We start from the raw sequence: 18,647 nt of genomic DNA, 5'->3' as shown, positions 1-18,647 counted from the left end.
CTTGGACGCTCTCGAACATGACACCGCGGCCCGGTCCCCCGAACGGAGGGACCGGGCCGCGGGCCGTTGTCAGTGGGAGCCGCCACAATGGGCGGGTGAGTACGACCAGCCTTCCCGCGCCCGACCACTCGCCCCGACTCCGTGCCGCCCTGCTCGCCGCCGATTTCACCGCCGACGGACTGCTCGATCTGCTCGGCGCGCCCGCGTACGCGGCTCTGGCCCGCAGCGAGACCGTGCCCGCGCTGCGCGCCACCCGTGGCGACACCCCGCTCGAAACGCTCGTGCGGCTCTTCCTGCTCCAGAAGCCGGTTCCGGAGGAGCGCGCCGCTGCCGCGCTGCCCCTGGAGGAGGTGCTGGCCGACGGCTGGCTCGTCCGGGACGGGCAGGAGATCCGCGCGACGGTGGACGTCCGGCCGTACGGCGGGCCGGAGGGACAGGACTGGTTCATCGTCTCCGACCTGGGGCTCGCCGTCGGAGGCGCCGCGGGGGCGAGCGGCCATGACGAGGGAGTGGTGCTCGGGGTGGGCGGAGCCTCCACGACCCTGGCGGGGATCACCGTGAGGAGACCCGTCGAGAGGGCGCTCGATCTCGGCACGGGCTCCGGTATCCAGGCCCTGCACGCGGCCCAGCACGCCGTAAGGGTCACCGCCACCGATCTCAATCCGCGGGCGCTCGGCTTCACCCGGCTGACGCTGGCCCTCTCCGACGCGCCGCCCGCCGAGCTGCGCGAGGGTTCGCTCTTCGAGCCGGTGGGGGACGAGACGTACGACCTGATCGTCTCCAACCCGCCGTTCGTCATCTCGCCCGGCGCCCGCTTGACCTACCGTGACGGCGGGATGGGCGGGGACGATCTGTGCCGCACGCTCGTCCAGCAGGCGGGCGAGCGGCTGCGCACCGGCGGATTCGCGCATTTCCTCGCCAACTGGCAGCACGTGGAGGGGGAGGAGTGGGAGCAGCGGCTGCGTTCCTGGGTGCCGGCCGGCTGCGACGCCTGGATCGTGCAGCGCGAGGTCCAGGACGTGACGCAGTACGCGGAGCTGTGGCTGCGCGACAGCGGCGACCACCGCGAGGACCCGCAGGAGTACGCCGCGCGGTACGAGGCGTGGCTGGACGAGTTCGAGGCCCGCAAGACCAAGGCGGTCGGTTTCGGCTGGATCACGCTCAGGAAGTCGGGCGCCGAGCGGCAGTCGATCGTCGTGGAGGAGTGGCCGCATCCGGTCGAGCAGCCGCTCGGCGAGACCGTACGGGCCCATTTCGAGCGGCAGGACTATCTGCGCGCGCACGATGACGCGGGCATTCTGACCGGCCATTTCCTGCTGGCGCCCGAAGTCGTCCAGGAGCAGGTGGGAGTGCCGGGTGCCGAGGATCCCGAGCATGTGGTGCTGAGGCAGCACCGGGGGATGCGGCGGGCCACGAAGGTCGACGCGGTGGCGGCCGGGTTCGCGGGCGTCTGCGACGGGAGGCTGAGCGCCGGGCGGATTCTCGACGCGATCGCCCAGCTCATGCAGGAGGATCCGGTGCTGCTCCGTGACCGGACGCCACAGGCGATCCGGCTGCTGGTGGAGGAGGGCTTCCTGGAACCGGCGCCGACATCGTTCTGACGCTCCGGTCGTTCCGACGCTCCGGCCTGACCGGGGCGGCGGATTTCGCCCGGGGCGCCCGCCTCCGGCGCCCCGGGGAAGAGCTGCCCTGTCCCTGGCGCCTGCCCCTGCCGTGTCGGCCCGTTCCGCGCCGGCCCGTTCCGCGCCGGTCCGTTCCGCGCCGGTCCGTCCCGCGCCGGTCCGTCCCGCATACCACCGCCGTCCACCGCGCGGTGGGGCCCGGCGGCCCTGTGCCGGCCGGTGCCGCGCGCCGCTGCTGTCCCAGCCCGGCCGCCGGGAGGGCCGGTGAACACGTCCGTGGCGTTCACCCGGAGTTCGTGGTCCTGACGCCCTGAGGTGCCAGCCTCGGCCCTCTGAATCCCTGGTGCCGCACGAGGGGCGCCACGCGCGGAGCGAGGTACGGGCAATGGAGAGCGGGCCGGCGGTTTTCGCGGGAGCGGTTTTCGCGCTGTTCGGCGCCGGACTGCTGCTGTGGACGGTGGCACGCGTGCTCCACCGCGCGCCGGTCGCCCACGGAGTGCGGCCTGCGGCGTCCATCACGCTCGCGACACTCTCGGGCGTGGTCTTTCTCGCCCTCGGCGTGTGGTGTTTCAGTCGTATCTGATCCCCTTTCCCGGAGCCTGACCGGCTCCGCCGCGCCATGATCGAACAGACCCGCGCGGACCGCCGCCGGGCCGCCGGACCTGCACCGTACGGGTTTCGCCGCCCTCGCGCACGGCTCTTCGCGAACGCCTCGGCGCGAGCACGGGCGGCGTGGCCCGACGCGACGGGCATGGGGGTCCGGGCGGCAGGAATGGCCGGAGTCGGGTTACCGTTCGAGTGGCCGTTGCGGGCTTTCGCCGTTTGACACGGGGGCGGGTTGTACCGTCACACTCCGCAGCGAAGCAGCGTCACCGCTGGGCCGTCCGCGCCCGGCCGTGCCGTACGCGCCGTACTGCCGTACGGACCCACCGAGCGTCGACCGGAGAGAAGAGCGAAGTTGTCCCCGACCAGCGAGACCGCACACGGCGGCCGCCGACTCGTCATCGTCGAGTCGCCTGCCAAGGCGAAGACGATCAAGGGGTACCTCGGCCCCGGCTACGTCGTCGAGGCGAGCGTCGGGCACATCCGCGACCTCCCGAACGGCGCCGCGGAGGTGCCCGAGAAGTACACCGGCGAGGTACGCCGCCTCGGTGTGGACGTCGAGCATGACTTCCAACCGATCTATGTCGTCAACGCCGACAAGAAGGCCCAGGTCAGAAAGCTCAAGGAGCTGCTGGCCGAATCCGACGAGCTCTACCTCGCCACCGATGAGGACCGCGAGGGCGAGGCCATCGCCTGGCATCTCCAGGAAGTCCTCAAGCCCAAGGTCCCGGTCAAGCGGATGGTCTTCCACGAGATCACCAAGGACGCGATCAGGGCCGCCGTCGCCAATCCGCGCGAGCTGAACACGCGCATGGTCGACGCGCAGGAGACCCGCCGTATCCTCGACCGTCTCTACGGCTACGAGGTCTCGCCGGTCCTGTGGAAGAAGGTCATGCGCGGCCTCTCCGCGGGCCGTGTTCAGTCCGTCGCCACCCGGCTCGTCGTCGAGCGGGAGCGCGAGCGCATCGCGTTCCGCTCCGCCGAGTACTGGGACCTGACCGGCACGTTCTCCACCGGCCGGGCCGGAGACGCCTCCGATCCGTCCTCGCTCGTCGCCCGGCTGAACGCGGTCGACGGCCGGCGTGTCGCGCAGGGCCGTGATTTCGGTCCGGACGGACAGCTCAAGTCCGACCAGGTGCTGCATCTGGACGAGGCCAACGCACGGGCGCTGGCCGCCGCCCTGGAGAACACCGCCTTCTCGGTCCGCTCGGTCGAGTCCAAGCCGTACCGCCGCTCCCCGTACGCGCCGTTCCGTACGACGACGCTCCAGCAGGAGGCCTCGCGCAAGCTGGGCTTCGGGGCGAAGTCCACGATGCAGGTCGCGCAGAAGCTGTACGAGAACGGCTTCATCACCTATATGCGTACGGACTCCACGACCCTCTCGGACACGGCGGTCTCGGCGGCCCGCGCGCAGGTCACGCAGTTGTACGGGGCGAGCTATCTGCCGGACAAGCCGCGCACGTACGCGGGCAAGGTCAAGAACGCGCAGGAGGCGCACGAGGCGATCCGTCCCTCGGGCGACCGTTTCCGCACGCCCGCGGAGACGGGACTGAGCGGCGACCAGTTCAAGCTGTACGAGCTGATCTGGAAGCGGACCGTCGCCTCCCAGATGAAGGACGCGGTCGGCAACAGCGTCACCGTCAAGATCGGCGGCCGGGCGAGCGACGGCCGGGACGCGGAATTCTCCGCGTCCGGCAAGACGATCACCTTCCACGGCTTCATGAAGGCGTATGTCGAGGGCGCGGACGACCCGAACGCGGAGCTGGACGACCGCGAGCGCCGGCTGCCTCAGGTCGCCGAGGGCGATCCGCTCACCGCCGAGGAGCTGTCGGTCGACGGCCACGCGACCAAGCCGCCGGCCCGCTACACCGAGGCCTCGCTGGTCAAGGAGCTGGAAGAGCGCGAGATCGGCCGTCCGTCGACCTACGCCTCGATCATCGGCACCATCCTCGACCGCGGCTATGTCTTCAAGAAGGGCACGGCGCTCGTCCCGTCGTTCCTCTCCTTCGCCGTGGTCAATCTGCTGGAGAAGCACTTCGGCCGGCTGGTCGACTACGACTTCACGGCCAGGATGGAGGACGATCTCGACCGCATCGCGCGGGGCGAGGCCCAGGCCGTGCCGTGGCTGAGGCGTTTCTACTTCGGCGAGGGCGACGACAACGCGGGTCTCGCGTCGGGCGCGGGCAATGGCGACGGCGATCACCTCGGTGGTCTCAAGGAGCTGGTCACCGACCTCGGAGCGATCGACGCGCGCGAGATCTCCTCCTTCCCCGTCGGCGACGGCATCATGCTGCGCGTCGGCCGGTACGGCCCGTACGTGGAGCGCGGGGAGAAGGACGAGGAGGGCCACCAGCGCGCCGATGTGCCGGAGGACCTGGCGCCCGACGAGCTGACGGTCGAGCACGCGGAGGAGCTGCTGGCCAAGCCGAGTGGTGACTTCGAGCTGGGCGCCGATCCGGTGACCGGTCATCAGATCGTGGCGAAGGACGGCCGGTACGGTCCGTATGTCACGGAGATCCTGCCGGACGGCACTCCGAAGACCGGCAAGAACGCGGTCAAGCCCCGTACCGCCTCACTCTTCAAGTCCATGTCCCTGGACACGGTCACGCTGGACGACGCGCTGAAGCTGATGTCGCTGCCGCGCGTGGTCGGCGCGGACGCCGAAGGCGTCGAGATCACCGCGCAGAACGGCCGGTACGGCCCGTATCTGAAGAAGGGCACGGACTCGCGGTCGCTGGTGAGCGAGGACCAGCTCTTCAGCATCACGCTGGACGAGGCGCTGGCGATCTACGCGCAGCCCAAGCAGCGGGGGCGGGCCGCGGCCAAGCCGCCGCTGAAGGAGCTGGGTACGGATCCGGTGAGCGAGCGCCCGGTCGTGGTCAAGGACGGGCGTTTCGGTCCGTATGTCACGGACGGCGAGACGAACGCGACCTTGCGCACCGGGGACAGCGTCGAGGAGATCACTCCGGAGCGGGGGTACGAGCTGCTCGCGGAGAAGCGGGCGAAGGGCCCGGCCAAGAAGACCGCGAAGAAGACGGCCAAGGCTCCGGCGAAGAAGGCACCGGCCAAGAAGGCGACGACGGCGAAGAAGGCCGCGGCGAAGAAGACGACGACGGCGAAGACCGCGGCGAGCGCGGTGGCCAAGAAGACGGCGTCCGCGAAGACCACGTCGGCCGGGGCGGCGACCGCCCGTACGGCGCCCACCCGGGCGGCCTCGTCCGCCGAGGCCGACGAGTAGGACGAGTGGGACGAGCGGCAAAAAAGGACGAACTGGGTCAGGTTCACCGGTGCGTGTGAGCGCGCGGGGGCGTGCGCCGGGGGCGTAGCGGGGTCGGGTGAACGGTTGCCTCGGACATGTGTGCGCCCACGTGTTCGGGCGGGGCTCCAGGGAGTCAACAGCTCCGGATAGGCTGGGCGGATGACGCGAGCCGAGCAGCCAATGGTCGTGAGCCCCTCCTCGGACTCCGACGCACTTGCCGCAGACTCACGCGAGCGTGCCGTACGGTCTCTGCTGCGCCTTCCTCCGCTCAGGCGGTTGTGGGGGGCGCAGTTCGCCGGCGGCATCGGCGATGTACTCGCCGTACTCGTGCTTCTGCTGCTGTCGTTGCAGGCGGCGATCGCCGAGGACTCGTTCGGCGCGGGCTACCGGGGCGCGGCGTTCGCCGTCGCGGCGGTGTTCGGCGCACGGGTCCTTGCCACGCTGCTCTTCGGAGCGGTCCTCCTCGGTCCGCTCTCCGGGCTGCTCGCGCCGGGCAGCGGGGCGCGGCCCGTACCGGCCGCTGCCGCCGACACGGATGCGGCGGGCTCGGCCGCGGGACCCGACGCCGCCGCCGGCATCGACGGGGCGACCAGGGCGACGGGCAGGGCGACGAGGAAGTCCGCCAAACCGAAGTCCGCCAAACCCGCGAGGGACGGCGGGCCGCTGGACCGCCGCTGGACGATGATCGTCGCGGATGTGCTCCGGCTCGTGCTGCTCATCATCGCGCCGCTCTGGCTCGAATGGTCACCGGATCGCGCGCTTCCGATCCTCCTCGCCACCGTCTTCGTCCTCGGCGCCGCCGAGAGGTTCTGGACGGTCGCCGAGGAGAGCGCCGCTCCCGCCCTGCTGCCGGCTCCGCCGCTGGAGGGCGCCGCCGTACGCCCGCTTCCCGACCACTTCGACGCGCTGCGCCGGCTCTCGCTCCGTACTGCCTTCGCCGCGGTGCCCGCCGCGGCGGCCGTGCTGCTCGTCGCCACGCTGATCGGGAATCTGCTCGGCACGGGCATCGAGTGGTTCTCGCTGCATCAGGCGGCCCTCGGCTCGTATGTCGCGGCGGGACTGTTCGCCGCGTCCGTGTCCACGGTGTACTTCCTGGAACTGCCCGACGGTCATACGCCGCGTCCGCGCTCCCCGCTGGAAGGGCTGCGCCGGCCGTCGGCCACCGGTGGGGGCGCGAGCGGCGCCGGGGGGCGGGAGAAGGGGCGTACGGGCGCGCTCCCGCTGCTGGTCCTCGCGTGCGGAACGATCGCGGGAGCCGTCGCGTCGGCCGTGGCCGTCTCCGTACTCCATGCCAGGGACCTCGGCGGCGGCCCTGTCACCTTCGCCCTGCTGGTCCTCGCGCTGACCGGCGGTACGGGACTCGGTGTCCGCCGCGCCGCGAAGGTGCTGCCCGCGCTGTCGCGTCGGCGCCTGTTCGCGCTGGCCATCGCGCTCACGGGTGTCGCGCTGCTGGCGATGGGGCTGGTGCCGGACACGGCGACCGTCCTGTTCCTCGCACTGTTCGTGGGCTTCGCGGCCGGGGTGGTGGCGAGTACCGGCCACGCGCTCATCGACCTGGAGACGGAGGAGTACCGTCGTAGTCGAGTCACCGAACACCTTCAAGCCGTCGTAAGGGTCTGTGTCGCACTCGGCGTGGTTGTCGCCCCCCTCGTCGCCGCGGCCATCGGCCCGCACCGCCTCGCCAATGGAACCTTCGTCTTCGCGCACGGCGGCGCCGCCTTCACGCTGATGCTGGTAGGCGCGCTGTTGCTTCCGGTCGCGGCGGTCGTCCTCGCCAAGACGGACGACCGTTCCGGTGTCCCGCTGCGTCGTGATCTGCGGGACGCGCTGCGCGGGGGCGCGGACCCGGCTCTGGCTCCGGCCGGAAGCGGGTTCTTCCTGGCGGTCGAAGGCGGCGACGGCGCCGGCAAGTCGACCCAGGTCGAGGCGCTGGCCGAATGGATCCGTGCCAAGGGCCACGAAGTGGTGGTCACCCGCGAGCCGGGCGCCACGCCGGTCGGCAAGCGCCTGCGCTCGATCCTGCTGGACGTGTCGAGCGCCGGTCTGTCGAACCGCGCGGAGGCACTGCTGTACGCCGCCGACCGCGCCGAGCATGTGGACTCGGTCGTACGCCCGGCCCTGGAGCGTGGCGCGATCGTCATCTCCGACCGCTACATCGACTCGTCCGTGGCCTACCAGGGCGCGGGGCGGGACCTCTCGCCGACCGAGATCGCCCGTATCTCGCGCTGGGCGACGGACGGTCTCGTACCGCACCTCACCGTGCTGCTCGATGTCTCCCCGGAGACGGCGCGCGAGCGCTTCACGGAGGCCCCGGACCGGCTGGAGTCCGAGCCGGCCGAGTTCCACCAGCGGGTGCGGTCGGGCTTCCTCACCCTCGCCGCCGCCGACCCCGCCCGCTATCTCGTCGTGGACGGCGGCCAGGAGCCGGAGGCGGTCACCACGGTCGTACGGCACCGGCTCGACCAGATGCTGCCGCTCTCCGAGGCCGAGGTGAGGGCCCGGGAGGAGGCGCGGAAGGCCGCCGTCGAGGAGGCCCGCCGCAAGGTCGAGGAAGAGGCCGCGCGCAAGGCGGAGGAGGAGCGGCTGGAGCGTGAGCGCCAGGCCCAGCTCGCCAAGCTCCGGGCCGAGGAGGAGGAGCGCAAGCGCCGCGAGCTGGAGGAGGAGCGGCAGCGCGAGGCCGAGCGGCAGGCGGAGGAGGCCAGGCAGCGTGCCGAGGAGGCGCGGCGGCTGGCCGAGGAGGAGCGCCGGCGGCGGGAGGCCGAGGAGCGGGCGTACGAGGTGGAGCAGGCGCGGCTCAGGAGGCAGGCCCAGGAAGAGGCCAGGCTGCGTGCGGAGGCCGAGGAGCGGCGCCGGGAGAAGCAGCGCAGGGCGGAGGAGTCCCTGCTCCGGGCCGAGGAGGCGCGGCGGCTCGCGGAGGAGTCGGCGGGGGCCGGCGGAGCCGCGGGAGCTTCTGCCGGGGATCTTGACGGAGATTCCGGCGCTGGTCCGGCCGCCGGCTCGGCCGCGGGCCCGTCGGTTTCGCCGAACGAGATCACGGTGCCGACGCCGGTCGTGCCGTTCCTGCAGAAGCCGACGGCGGCCCCGAGGCCGGCGGACGCTTCGCAGCGGACCGACGCTTCGAAGCCGGAGGACGCTCCGAACGCGGTGACGCAGGAGGTCCCGGCGGTACGCCCGGACGATCCGCGGGTGGCGAGGGCGCGGGACGCCGAGGAGACGAGGGTCATTCCGCGGGTGCCGGAGCGGCCCGAGAGGTCCGCGGCGGACGAGACGGCTGTGCTGCCGCAGGTGCCGTCGGCGCCGGCGGGGGACGGGGGGCGGGGGACGGACGCTGGTTCCGGCACCGGTTCCGCATCCGGTTCCGGCGTCGGCACCGGCGCTGATTCCCGCTCCGGTGCCGGGTCCGCGGACGACCGGGGCACCGGTGGGCGCGAGGTCAGGGACGCGCGGGACGCACGCGCGGCCGACGAGACCGCCGTACTCCCGCCCGTACGGAACAGCGATCCCGCCGACCGGGTGCCGCAGGGCTTCTTCCGCGAGGACGAACCGGCTCCGCCCGCCGAGAGCGGCAACGAGCGCACGCGCGAGCTGCCGCAGTTCCCTCCGCCGGGCAGCGCGGAGCCGGAACCGCAGCGTCCGCGCCGCCGCTCGGACTGGGCGGAGGAGACTCCGCTGGACGATCTTCCGAGCCTGGCGGACGAACTGCTCGGCCCGCACGAGGACGACGACGAGACCGGCAACGGGCGCCGCCGCCGCTGAGCCGTGCGGTGGGGGACGGGCTCCCGGCCCGGCTGTCAGGCCCCGCGCCCGGGCCGTCAGCCCCGGCCGGGGACCGTCACGCCGCCGCCCGGACTGTCAGACCCCGGCGCCACAATGGGATCGGAGCGGTACGGAGCGCTCCGAGCGGCTCGGTGCGTGCTCAGGAATGCCGTCGGCCGCGACCAGTCATGAGTGACCACGCACGAGCGACCAACCACACGCGCGACCACGCGCACGGCAGGGCAGCGGACGGCAAGGAGCGGTGACGGCGTATGACCGTATGGGACGACCTGGTCGGGCAGGACCGCCTTCATGTGGCGCTCTCCGCCGCCGCCCGTGACGCCGACGCGCGGGTGACGGCCGAGGCCTCGGGCACCCCGCCGCCCGAGGCGTCGAAGATGACGCACGCGTGGCTGTTCACCGGGCCGCCGGGCTCGGGCCGGTCCACCGCGGCCCGTGCCTTCGCCGCCGCGCTCCAGTGCGTCGGTCCTGACCGCGCGCTCGGCGGAGAGCCGGGCTGCGGGTTCTGCGACGGGTGTCATACGAGCCTGATCGGTACGCATGCCGACGTCGAGGTGATCCGTACGGACCTGCTCTCCATCGGCGTCAAGGAGACCCGTGAGCTGGTGCGCCGCGCTCAGCTCTCCCCGGCCGGAGGCCGCTGGCAGGTCATCGTGCTGGAGGACGCCGACCGCCTCACCGAGGGCGCGGGCAATGTCCTGCTGAAGGCGGTGGAGGAGCCGGCCCCCCGCACGGTCTGGCTCCTCTGCGCGCCCTCTCTGGAGGACGTCCTGCCCACCATCCGCTCGCGCTGCCGTCATCTTGTCCTGCGTACGCCACCGGTGGAGGCGGTCGCCGATGTGCTGATCCGGCGCGACGGCATCGAGCCGGAGGCCGCCCATGCCGCCGCCCGTGCCACGCAGGGACACATCGGCCGCGCCCGCCGCCTCGCCACCGACGATCGGGCCCGCGCGCGCCGTGCCACCGTGCTCAGGATGCCGCTGCGCGTGGACGACATCGGGGGTTGTCTCAAGGCGGCCCAGGAGCTGATCGACGCCGCGACGGAGGACGCCAAGCAGGTCGCCGAGGACGTGGACGTCAAGGAGACGGAGGACATGAAGGCCGCGCTCGGCGCCTCGGCGGGCGGCCGGATGCCCCGGGGGACGGCGGGGGTGATGAAGGAGCTGGCCGACCGGCAGAAGCGGCGTTCCACCCGTACGCAGCGGGACAGCCTCGACCTCGCCCTCACGGATCTGACCGGCTTCTACCGCGATGTGCTGGCGCTCCAGTTCGGCTCGCGGGTCGCGCTCGCCAACGGGGACGTACGGGACGCGCTGGACCGGGTCGCCCGCGCCTCGACGCCCGAGCGCACCCTGCGCCGGATAGAGGCGATCAGCTCCTGCCGCCAGGCGCTGGACCGCAATGTGGCGCCGCTGCTGGCGGTGGAGGCGATGGCGGTGTCTCTGCGGGCGGGCTGACGGTGCCGGTGGCGTCGACGGTGCCGGTGGGCCGGCGTGGCCGACGGGCCGACGGTGCCGGAGGACTGATACCGATAATCGGTGGATTCATCCGTATGAGTACCGGCGGGTGGCATAGGCCATCCGGCGGCTAGTCTCGCCGGATGGACAACAGGCGCCTGTTCCGTGTCTCCGCCACCGCGTTGGCGGCGGCCGGTCTGCTGATCTTCGGCTGTACGCCGACCTCGGGCACGTCGACCTCCGGGCCCTCCGGCACGACGAGTCCCGGCACGACGGCCGCGGACCCGGCGGCCCTGAAGAGGTTCTACGACCAGAAGCTCACGTGGCGCGCGTGCGGAGCCCCGGGGTTCCAGTGCGCCACGCTCAAGGCCCCGCTCGACTACGCCGAGCCGGACGGGACCGAGATCAAGCTGGCCGTCGCCCGGAAGAAGGCCACGGGACCGGGCACACGGCTCGGCTCGCTCCTGGTCAATCCGGGCGGCCCCGGCGGTTCGGCGATCGGTTATCTCCAGGGGTACGCGGGCATCGGCTATCCGGCCCCGGTCCGCGCCCGGTACGACATGGCGGCCATCGACCCGCGCGGAGTCGCCCGCAGCGAGCCGGTCGAATGCCTCACGGGCGCGGAGATGGACGCGTACACGCAGGTCGACCAGACTCCTGACGACCCGGCCGAGACCGGGCTGCTGGCCGCGTCCTTCAAGAGGTTCGCCCAGGGCTGCGACAAGCGTTCCGGCGATGTCCTCCCGCATGTCTCCACGGTCGAGGCGGCCCGTGACATGGACATCTTCCGCGCCGCGCTGGACGACAAGAAGCTGTCGTACGTGGGCGCCTCGTACGGCACCTTCCTCGGGGCGACGTACGCCGAGCTGTTCCCGGAGCGCACGGGCCGTCTGGTCCTGGACGGCGCGATGGATCCGTCCCTGCCGGCCCGCGACCTGAACCGCGATCAGACGGCCGGCTTCGAGACGGCCTTCCAGTCCTTCGCCCAGGACTGTGTCAAACAGCCGGAGTGCCCTCTGGGCAGTACCTCCGCAGCCGAGGTCACGACCCGGATGAAGGCCTTCTTCCTCACCCTGGACGCCAGGCCCGTCCCCACCGGCGAGAGCCGCCCGCTGGGGGAGTCCCTCGCCACGACCGGTGTGATCGCCGCGATGTACGACGAATCCGCCTGGCCGCAGCTCCGTGAAGCCCTGGCCGCCGCGATGGACGGCGACGGCGCTCCTCTGCTCGGGCTGGCCGACTTGTACTACGAGCGCGACGGCGACGGTTCGTACGCCAACCTGATGTACGCCAACTCGGCCGTGAACTGCCTGGACCTCCCGCCCGCCTTCACCAGCCCCGAAGAGGTCACCCAGGCGCTCCCCTCCTTCGAACAGGCCTCCCCGGTCTTCGGCAGGGGCCTCGCCTGGGCCTCCCTGAACTGCGCCTACTGGCCCACCAAGGCCACCGGCGCCCCGCACCGCATCGAGGCGAAGGGCGCGGCCCCGATCGTCGTGGTCGGCACCACCCGCGACCCGGCGACCCCGTACAAATGGGCCCAGTCCCTGGCCGCCCAGCTCTCCTCCGGCACCCTGCTCACCTATGACGGCGACGGCCACACGGCGTACGGCCGGGGCAGCGACTGCATCGACACGGCGATCAACACCTACCTCCTGGACGGCACGCCGCCACCGAACGCCAAGAAGTGCCCCTGACCTGCGACAAGACCCTCACCCCGGCCCTGTTCGGAGCACCCCTGGAAACTGTGTAGACTTGGCCGCGCCACAGACCACACCATGGTCCACAGGGCAAGCCGCCTTAGCTCAGTTGGCCAGAGCAACGCACTCGTAATGCGTAGGTCTCGGGTTCGAATCCCGAAGGCGGCTCCATCGTGAGCCCCAGGTCACATAGCCCGTGACCTGGGGTTTTCTGTTGCTCGGGGCATGGCGGGTCACACGGCCGGGGCGCCGTGACGTTGCCTGCGTGAGCGATGCGTGAGCGGAGTGGCCTGAGACCTACTTTTCGGGCTTTTTTCGCTTGGCCTTCTTCCTGGCCCTGGCCTGGGTGTTCGTTTTGTTCTCCGGATTGCCGTTGCACTTGCCGGTTTTCCTGGCCTTGGCCTTCTTGGCGGCCTTCGCGGCTTTGCGGGCGGCCTTCTCTTCCTCGGCCCTGCGCTGGAGCGGAACCAGCTTGGCGGTGGCCTCGGCGGCGCTCTTGCCGACTTCAGGCAGGACGCTCTGGTAGATGTCCCGCGTGATGCGGGTGTCGCTGTGTCCGAGGGTGTCCGACACGATCTTGATGTCGATGTCGGCGGCCAGCATGAGGGTGGCCGCGCCGTGGCGCAGATCGTGCAGCCGGATCGGCGGGAGGCCGGAAGCGGCGACGAGCCGCTCGAACAGGTCGGTCACCTTGCCGGGGTGGAGCCAGGAGCCATCCTCCTGGGTGAAGACGTGGCCGGTCTCGACCCAGGCCGAGCTCCACTCCTCACGATCCGCGTCCTGCCGTTCACGGTGCCGCTTCAGAACGTTGACGGTGTCGTCATCGAGCGCGACCACCCGGTAGCCGCTGTCGGTCTTGGGGTCCGATGCCTCCACCTCCCAGCCGTCCTGCACGAGTTGGGAGGAGACGGTGAGGGAGTGAGCGTCCAGGTTCGTCTCCGACCACGGCTGCCCGCATGCCTCGCCACGGCGCAGGCCGCGGAACGCGATCAGGTGCCACATCGCGTACAGCCGGTCCTCGGCGACGAAGTCGAGGAAGGCGCCGGTCTGTTGAGGCGTCCAGACCATCACGGGCGACGGCTTCTCGCCGGTCTGCTCCCACTTGGCGACGCGCTCGTCCGTCCACACCAGGGCTTTCGGCTTGCGTACGGGGTCGATCTCGACGTGGGCGGCCGGGTTGAACGTGAGGATCTGCTGCCCGATCGCGTCGTTCAGGGACGCACGGAGCGTCGCCTTGACGTGCAGACGTGTGGCGGGGCCGGTGATGCGACGGAAGGGCGGCATCTCGTCGATCGCGGCCTTCATCGCCTTGCGGCGGGCGCGGTTCTCCGCGCCCTTCCATGGCACGGTCGCCAACTCGTCGATCGCAGCTCGCCGTTGGGCGTTGTCCTCCAGGATCTGCGCGTTGGCGTCGCGGATGTCCGTGAACATCTCGCTGAGGTGGCTGACGCGGAGGCGGTCGAGGCGCCGGTGTCCGATGTGCGGCTTCAGGTGCACGCGGACGTCGGTCTCGTAGCGGTTCAGACCGGACTTGCGTATGCGCTTGCCCGCCAGCCACCGGTCGAGCCACTCGCTCACGGTCAGGCTGCCGATCAGGTTCTGGCCGGCGCTAAGGCGCCGGCGGGTCTCCTCGACGTCAGGCAGGGGAGCCTTCTCGCGGCTGACTTCCGCCAGCATGACGGCGATCAGCTCCGTCCCCTCGGGGTCGTCCGACTCGGCCAGCCCCAGGAGGGCGCGTACGTGGTCGAGGTCGGCCTGGGCGGCCTTGCGGCTGTCGTAGCCGCCACGGGCGAAGGACCTTCGACTGCCGTCCTCACGGGGCGGCAGCTCCTGACGTACGGAGTAGGTGCAGTGGTTCCTGCTGTTGCGCTTGGGGCAGGACGTGCCGAGTTCCTTGCCGGTCTTCGGGTCGCGGCAGGAACAGCGGCGGTAGGTGGAGCCCTTCAAGAATCATTCACCTCGGTGGTGTCGGTATCCGGTGGATCGACGTCGGCGAGCGGCGAGGGCAGGTGGGGTGGGGTGCCGCCGGCTTCGCGGATGGCGTCGCGGTGGCGGCGTAGTTCGTGCTTGGCGTTGGCGGCCTGGTCGGTGTATCGGGCCAGAGCGCGCTCGGCTGCTTCCCGTTGGACGCGGTTGGCGGCGGTCTTCACCTTCCAGCGCTCGTAGTCCTCGCTCTCCACAGCGGCCAGGGCCGAGCGGAGTTCGAGGTCGTGGGCCAGGAAGTGGTCGAGCATGTAGTCGGTGGCGTCATCGGCAGCCGAGCTGCCGGTGAACCACTGCAGGGCGTCCCAGGTCGGTCGCGGGTCCTCGTAGGGAAGTTGGCGGACTTGCGCGGCGTAACCGACGGGGTAGATCAGGCTGATCGGTGACATGCGCAGGGTCTTGGCGAGGACCATGACCTCGACCAGGGGCAGGCTGGCGCGGCGGCCGGACTCCATGTTGGCGATCACGTTGCGGGGGATCGGATAGCCGATCTCCTCGCACCTGTCGGCCACATCCTGTGCGCTCCACCCCAATTCCTTCCGTCGTCTGCGGACCTCGCCGGCCACGGTGGCCATGACGTGGTCCTCCCATTCGAGATCGTCGACCTCGGTGTCCTTCTCATATCCATGGTCGGAATCGTGTTGTGTCATGAAGACACATTAGCTTGCCTAACGTTGATTCCATGGCCTGGAGACGAGCGCAATCGTCGTGTTCGCCGAGGGCTCAGTCATGGATGGAGCGCGTATGCGCGAGAACGAACCCGCCGGCCGGGCGAAGGGCATGAGCCGCGAGGAGCTGCTGGAGCTTCCCGCTGCCATTGACCTGGAGACGGGTAACCGGGCGTTGGGGCTGGGGCGGAGCAAGGGGTACGAGTTGGCGAAGCGCGGCCAGTACCCGTGCAAGGTGCTGCGGCTGGGTAACGCCTACCGGGTGGTGACTGCGGACCTGCTGGCCCTGCTGGGCCTGGCCGCATGAAAGCGGGGAACCATAGCAGACCATTCTGCGCTGAGCTGACACAGAAACGCTGGACTGTTGCCGAGCGTGGACGTACGGTCCGTGTTCCCTCGCGATGGCCTGGCGCCCGCGAGAAACGAGAAAGGGGTGGGCCCCGGCGGTGCAACGCCGGAGGCCCGAGCAACCCCAAACGGCCCTGGACGAACCAACCCGGCGGCAAGGGCGTGCGAGCCCGCCACCGCCAGACGAGGAGCTGCCGAGTGCAACCCGAGAACCCCGAACCCTATTCCGCTCCCGCGCAGGCCGTCTGGCCCGCAGCGGCCATCCCCGGCCAGCCCGGGGCCCACCTGCGCGCCACGCAGGCTGACGGCGCCGATCCAAGCCCCAGCGGTGATGCGGACGCCCGCAGCGCCGACGAGGCCAAGACGCCGAGCGAACTCGTGGAGATACCGGACGCGGAGCCGACCCACGGCTCGAAGCTGCTGAACGAACTACGCGGGCAGATCGCCCAGTTCGTGATCCCACCCTCACAGGAGGCCCTCGACGCGATCACCTTGTGGGTGATGGCGACGCACCTGCAGCCTGCGTGGCAGCACGCCCCGCGCCTGGCGGTGGTGGGCCCGGCGAAACGGTGCGGCAAGTCGCGGCTACTGGACGTGCTGACCGAGACGGTCCACGAGCCGATGTTGACCATCAACACCACACCGGCGGCGATCTTCCGGTCGATCACCGAGGAGAACCCGCCCACGCTTTTGATGGATGAGGCGGACACCATCTTCGGCACCCCCAAGATGGCCGAGAAGAACGAGGAGATGCGCGGCCTGCTCAACGCCGGCCACCAGCGCAACCGGTACGTCACCCGGGTCGTCGGCAACGACCACACCCCGCACCGGTTCGCGACCTTCGCCATGGCGGCCATCGCGGGGATCGGCGATCTGCCCGACACGGTTATGGACCGGGCGGTGGTGATCCGTATGCGGCGCCGGGCCGAGGGTGAGAAGGTCAAGCCCTTCCGCTCCCGCCGCGACATCCCTGCCCTGCACGATCTGCGCGACCGCATCGCTGCATGGGCCAAGCCGCTGCTGGACGAGGCCGCGAACCTGGAGCCGGACATGCCGGTTGAGAACCGCGCTGCGGACACCTGGGAACCCCTGGTTATCGTCGCCGACCTGGCAGGCGGGCACTGGCCCCGTCTGGCACGGGTCGCGTGTGCGCGGATGGTCGCCGCCGAAGCGGCGGCCGAGGAGGACCACCCGAGCGGGGCGCGGATTCTCGCCGACATCCGCCAAGTCTTCGTCGCCCAGCGCGAGGTGGACAGCCTGTCCACCGAGGAACTCCTACACCACCTGCGCCAGGACCCCGAGGCCCCGTGGGCCGAGTGGGGACGCGGCGGGCTGACGGCTCGTGAGCTGAGCAGGATGCTGCGCGAGTTCGGCATCAAGTCCGGCAACGTCCGCATGGCCGACCGGACCCAGCGCAAGGGGTACATGCGCAACAAGTTCCTCGACGCCTGGCGCCGGTACTGCCCCGCAGTCCACCCCGCCTAAGCCGACCTCGGCTCCGGCTTCAGCGAGGGTTGAGCCCCGCGCCCCTGATTGCCGTACTTGCCGTCCCTGCCGTGATCTCGCAGGTCAAACGGCATGCGCCCAAGACGGCAACCAAGGCCAAGACGGCAACGCGATCATGACCAGCGTGTTGCCCGCTCAAGACGTTGTCCCGATCCGTCTTGCGACGTCCTAGGCGTCCTTGCCGTATCAGCTCCGGTCACAGCCCTACCCGCCGAGACGGAAGATGCAACGCCACCGTCTCGACTCGGGCGCAGCCACCCCGAGACGGGCTCAGGCCCAGCGAACCGCCTGAGCCCCCTCGCGACCGGGCCGAAGACGCCGACAGCACCCGCCAAGACGGAAGGCCGAGGCCGCTGCCGTACCCGCCCTGACCTGCGCTTGCAACGGCCAAGACGACAAAGACGCACCACACCGAAACCACAGGAGTACCCCGCTTGACGTCCCTCCCCGTCTCTCATCCACCGCACCACCAGCCGCCGCGTGACCGGCCAGGCAAGGCGCGGCCGACGATGACGAAGCATGATGCCGAGCGATACGCGCTCATCATGGCCAGCCTAGTCATCGTCGCCCTGACCGGCGGAGCGTTCTGGCTCTCCTACGCGCACCTGGCTGACGTCGCCGGCCAGCACGGGCTGGGAGCGTCACCGATCCGCCGCTGGGCGTGGCCGGCGACGCTGGACGCGTTCATCGTCGCGGGTGAGCTGCTCATGCTCCGCGCGGGTCTGCGCCGGGTCACCGACGGATGGGCCATCACCGTGACCGCCATCGGCTCGGTTGGCTCCATCGCGCTGAACGTCGCCGGGGTCGGCGGTACGGGCAATGCCAGCACTGTCCCGTTCCTCGACTATGTGGTCGCCGCGGTTCCTCCGGCCGCCGCGATGGTGGCCTTCGGCGTGCTGATGCGGCAGGTTCATCAGCTCGTCGAGCGGCCTGTCGACCACGCGGACACAGGCTCCGCGCAGGCGCCGGAACCACTGGCCACCACATCCGTCCAGCCCACCGAGCCGCCGGCCACCGCAGTTGGCCAGTCTGCCGAGGCTCCGGTCCAGCGCTTCCGGCCTACCGAGCTACTGGCTGAGCCTGGCCAGGCCACTGAGCGACCGGCCGCCGCATCCGTCCGTTCGCCGGAACCGCCTTCCGACGCTGCCGAGGGCAAGTCGCGCGGTGGTCGGCCGCCCGGGGCCCCGCTTGAGGTACTCGTGGAGATCGGCCGGGCTGCTGCCGCTGAGCAGGGCAAGCTCACCCGGGCCGTCGTTCGAACGGCAGTCGAGGACAAGGAGCTGACGATCGGCAGTACGCGGCTGACCGAAGTGATGGACATCCTCCGGGCCGAGCGCGAAGCCTCCGCCGAGACTGATCCGGCCAGCGGCTGACCGGAACCCCCGCCGGGTGACCGGAACCCTCTCCGGTCACCCGGCCTGCCGGTCACCGCCCTACGCATCGCGTGATCGTCCACACCTGTGGACAGGGCGGGGCCCAGGCGCACTCAACCAGACCTTCCCGATGCCCCGCATGCCCTCCCCACGCCTCCCTGGAGAACCGCCCATGACGCACGACCCGCTCCACCCCGAGAATTTCCCCGACGAGCCGCTGCCGCTGACGAAGTCCCCTACGCTGATGGATCGTTGGCGCCGTGCGTTCGGACGGGCTGCCCCTGGCGGAGCCAGTAGTACCCCGAGTCCGACTCAAGGCCGGACTTCGGGGATCTCCGCCCCGGGGGTGGCGGA

General features: G+C 71.0%; 11 protein-coding genes and 1 tRNA gene. 10 read left to right on the top strand and 2 right to left on the bottom strand.

Annotated features, from left to right (window positions below):
- The first annotated feature begins 95 nt into the window (after positions 1–95).
- From BFF77_RS18180 to BFF77_RS18150, 7 genes are all read left to right on the top strand, one after another.
- Complete coding sequence (locus BFF77_RS18180) at positions 96–1,601, top strand: DUF7059 domain-containing protein (protein ID WP_066950786.1); 1,506 nt, start codon at positions 96–98, stop codon at positions 1,599–1,601.
- A 406-nt stretch (positions 1,602–2,007) separates the two neighbouring features.
- Complete coding sequence (locus tag BFF77_RS18175; protein ID WP_066950783.1) at positions 2,008–2,205, top strand: hypothetical protein; 198 nt, start codon at positions 2,008–2,010, stop codon at positions 2,203–2,205.
- A gap of 375 nt (positions 2,206–2,580) precedes the next feature.
- A complete protein-coding gene (gene topA, locus BFF77_RS18170; protein WP_066950781.1) occupies positions 2,581–5,463 on the top strand; it encodes a type I DNA topoisomerase in 2,883 nt (960 codons plus the stop codon).
- Between the two features lie 180 nt (positions 5,464–5,643).
- Positions 5,644–9,240, top strand: a complete 3,597-nt coding sequence (gene tmk, locus BFF77_RS18165; RefSeq protein ID WP_245703572.1) for a dTMP kinase — start codon at positions 5,644–5,646, stop codon at positions 9,238–9,240.
- Between the two features lie 272 nt (positions 9,241–9,512).
- Positions 9,513–10,718 carry a DNA polymerase III subunit delta' gene (locus BFF77_RS18160; RefSeq protein WP_066950779.1) on the top strand — a complete coding sequence of 402 codons (1,206 nt, stop codon included), beginning with the start codon at positions 9,513–9,515 and terminating at the stop codon, positions 10,716–10,718.
- Between the two features lie 143 nt (positions 10,719–10,861).
- Positions 10,862–12,412 carry an alpha/beta hydrolase gene (locus BFF77_RS18155; RefSeq protein ID WP_066950777.1) on the top strand — a complete coding sequence of 517 codons (1,551 nt, stop codon included), beginning with the start codon at positions 10,862–10,864 and terminating at the stop codon, positions 12,410–12,412.
- Positions 12,413–12,509: 97 nt separating this feature from the next.
- A tRNA-Thr gene (locus tag BFF77_RS18150) sits at positions 12,510–12,586 on the top strand.
- A gap of 126 nt (positions 12,587–12,712) precedes the next feature.
- On the opposite strand, the gene BFF77_RS18145 is transcribed toward BFF77_RS18150, so the two are convergent.
- Both BFF77_RS18145 and BFF77_RS18140 read right to left on the bottom strand, forming a co-directional pair.
- On the bottom strand, positions 12,713–14,362 hold the full coding sequence (locus tag BFF77_RS18145) for a tyrosine-type recombinase/integrase (RefSeq protein WP_066950774.1): 1,650 nt from the start codon (positions 14,360–14,362) through the stop codon (positions 12,713–12,715).
- The gene (locus BFF77_RS18140; RefSeq protein ID WP_066950771.1) at positions 14,359–15,048 is read right to left on the bottom strand and encodes a helix-turn-helix domain-containing protein; all 690 of its coding nucleotides are present in this window, start codon (positions 15,046–15,048) and stop codon (positions 14,359–14,361) included. Before BFF77_RS18140 ends, BFF77_RS18145 begins: the two co-directional genes overlap by 4 nt.
- Positions 15,049–15,142: 94 nt before the next feature.
- On the opposite strand from BFF77_RS18140, the gene BFF77_RS18135 reads away from it, so the two are divergent.
- The 3 genes from BFF77_RS18135 to BFF77_RS18125 all read left to right on the top strand — a co-directional run bounded on the left by BFF77_RS18135 (position 15,143) and on the right by BFF77_RS18125 (position 18,293).
- A complete protein-coding gene (locus tag BFF77_RS18135; protein ID WP_066950768.1) occupies positions 15,143–15,373 on the top strand; it encodes a hypothetical protein in 231 nt (76 codons plus the stop codon).
- 239 nt (positions 15,374–15,612) lie between these two features.
- Positions 15,613–16,899, top strand: coding sequence for a DUF3631 domain-containing protein (locus BFF77_RS18130; protein WP_066950766.1), 1,287 nt, complete (start codon positions 15,613–15,615; stop codon positions 16,897–16,899).
- 530 nt (positions 16,900–17,429) lie between these two features.
- Entirely contained in the window at positions 17,430–18,293 is an 864-nt protein-coding gene (locus BFF77_RS18125; protein ID WP_079125260.1) for a DUF2637 domain-containing protein, read from the top strand.
- Positions 18,294–18,647: the final 354 nt, after the last annotated feature.

Source organism: Streptomyces lushanensis (genome assembly GCF_001700515.1).
Classification (GTDB): domain Bacteria; phylum Actinomycetota; class Actinomycetes; order Streptomycetales; family Streptomycetaceae; genus Streptomyces; species Streptomyces lushanensis.
The sequence above is the reverse complement of the archived record's forward strand: the minus strand, read 5'-3'. Positions and strand labels throughout refer to the sequence as shown.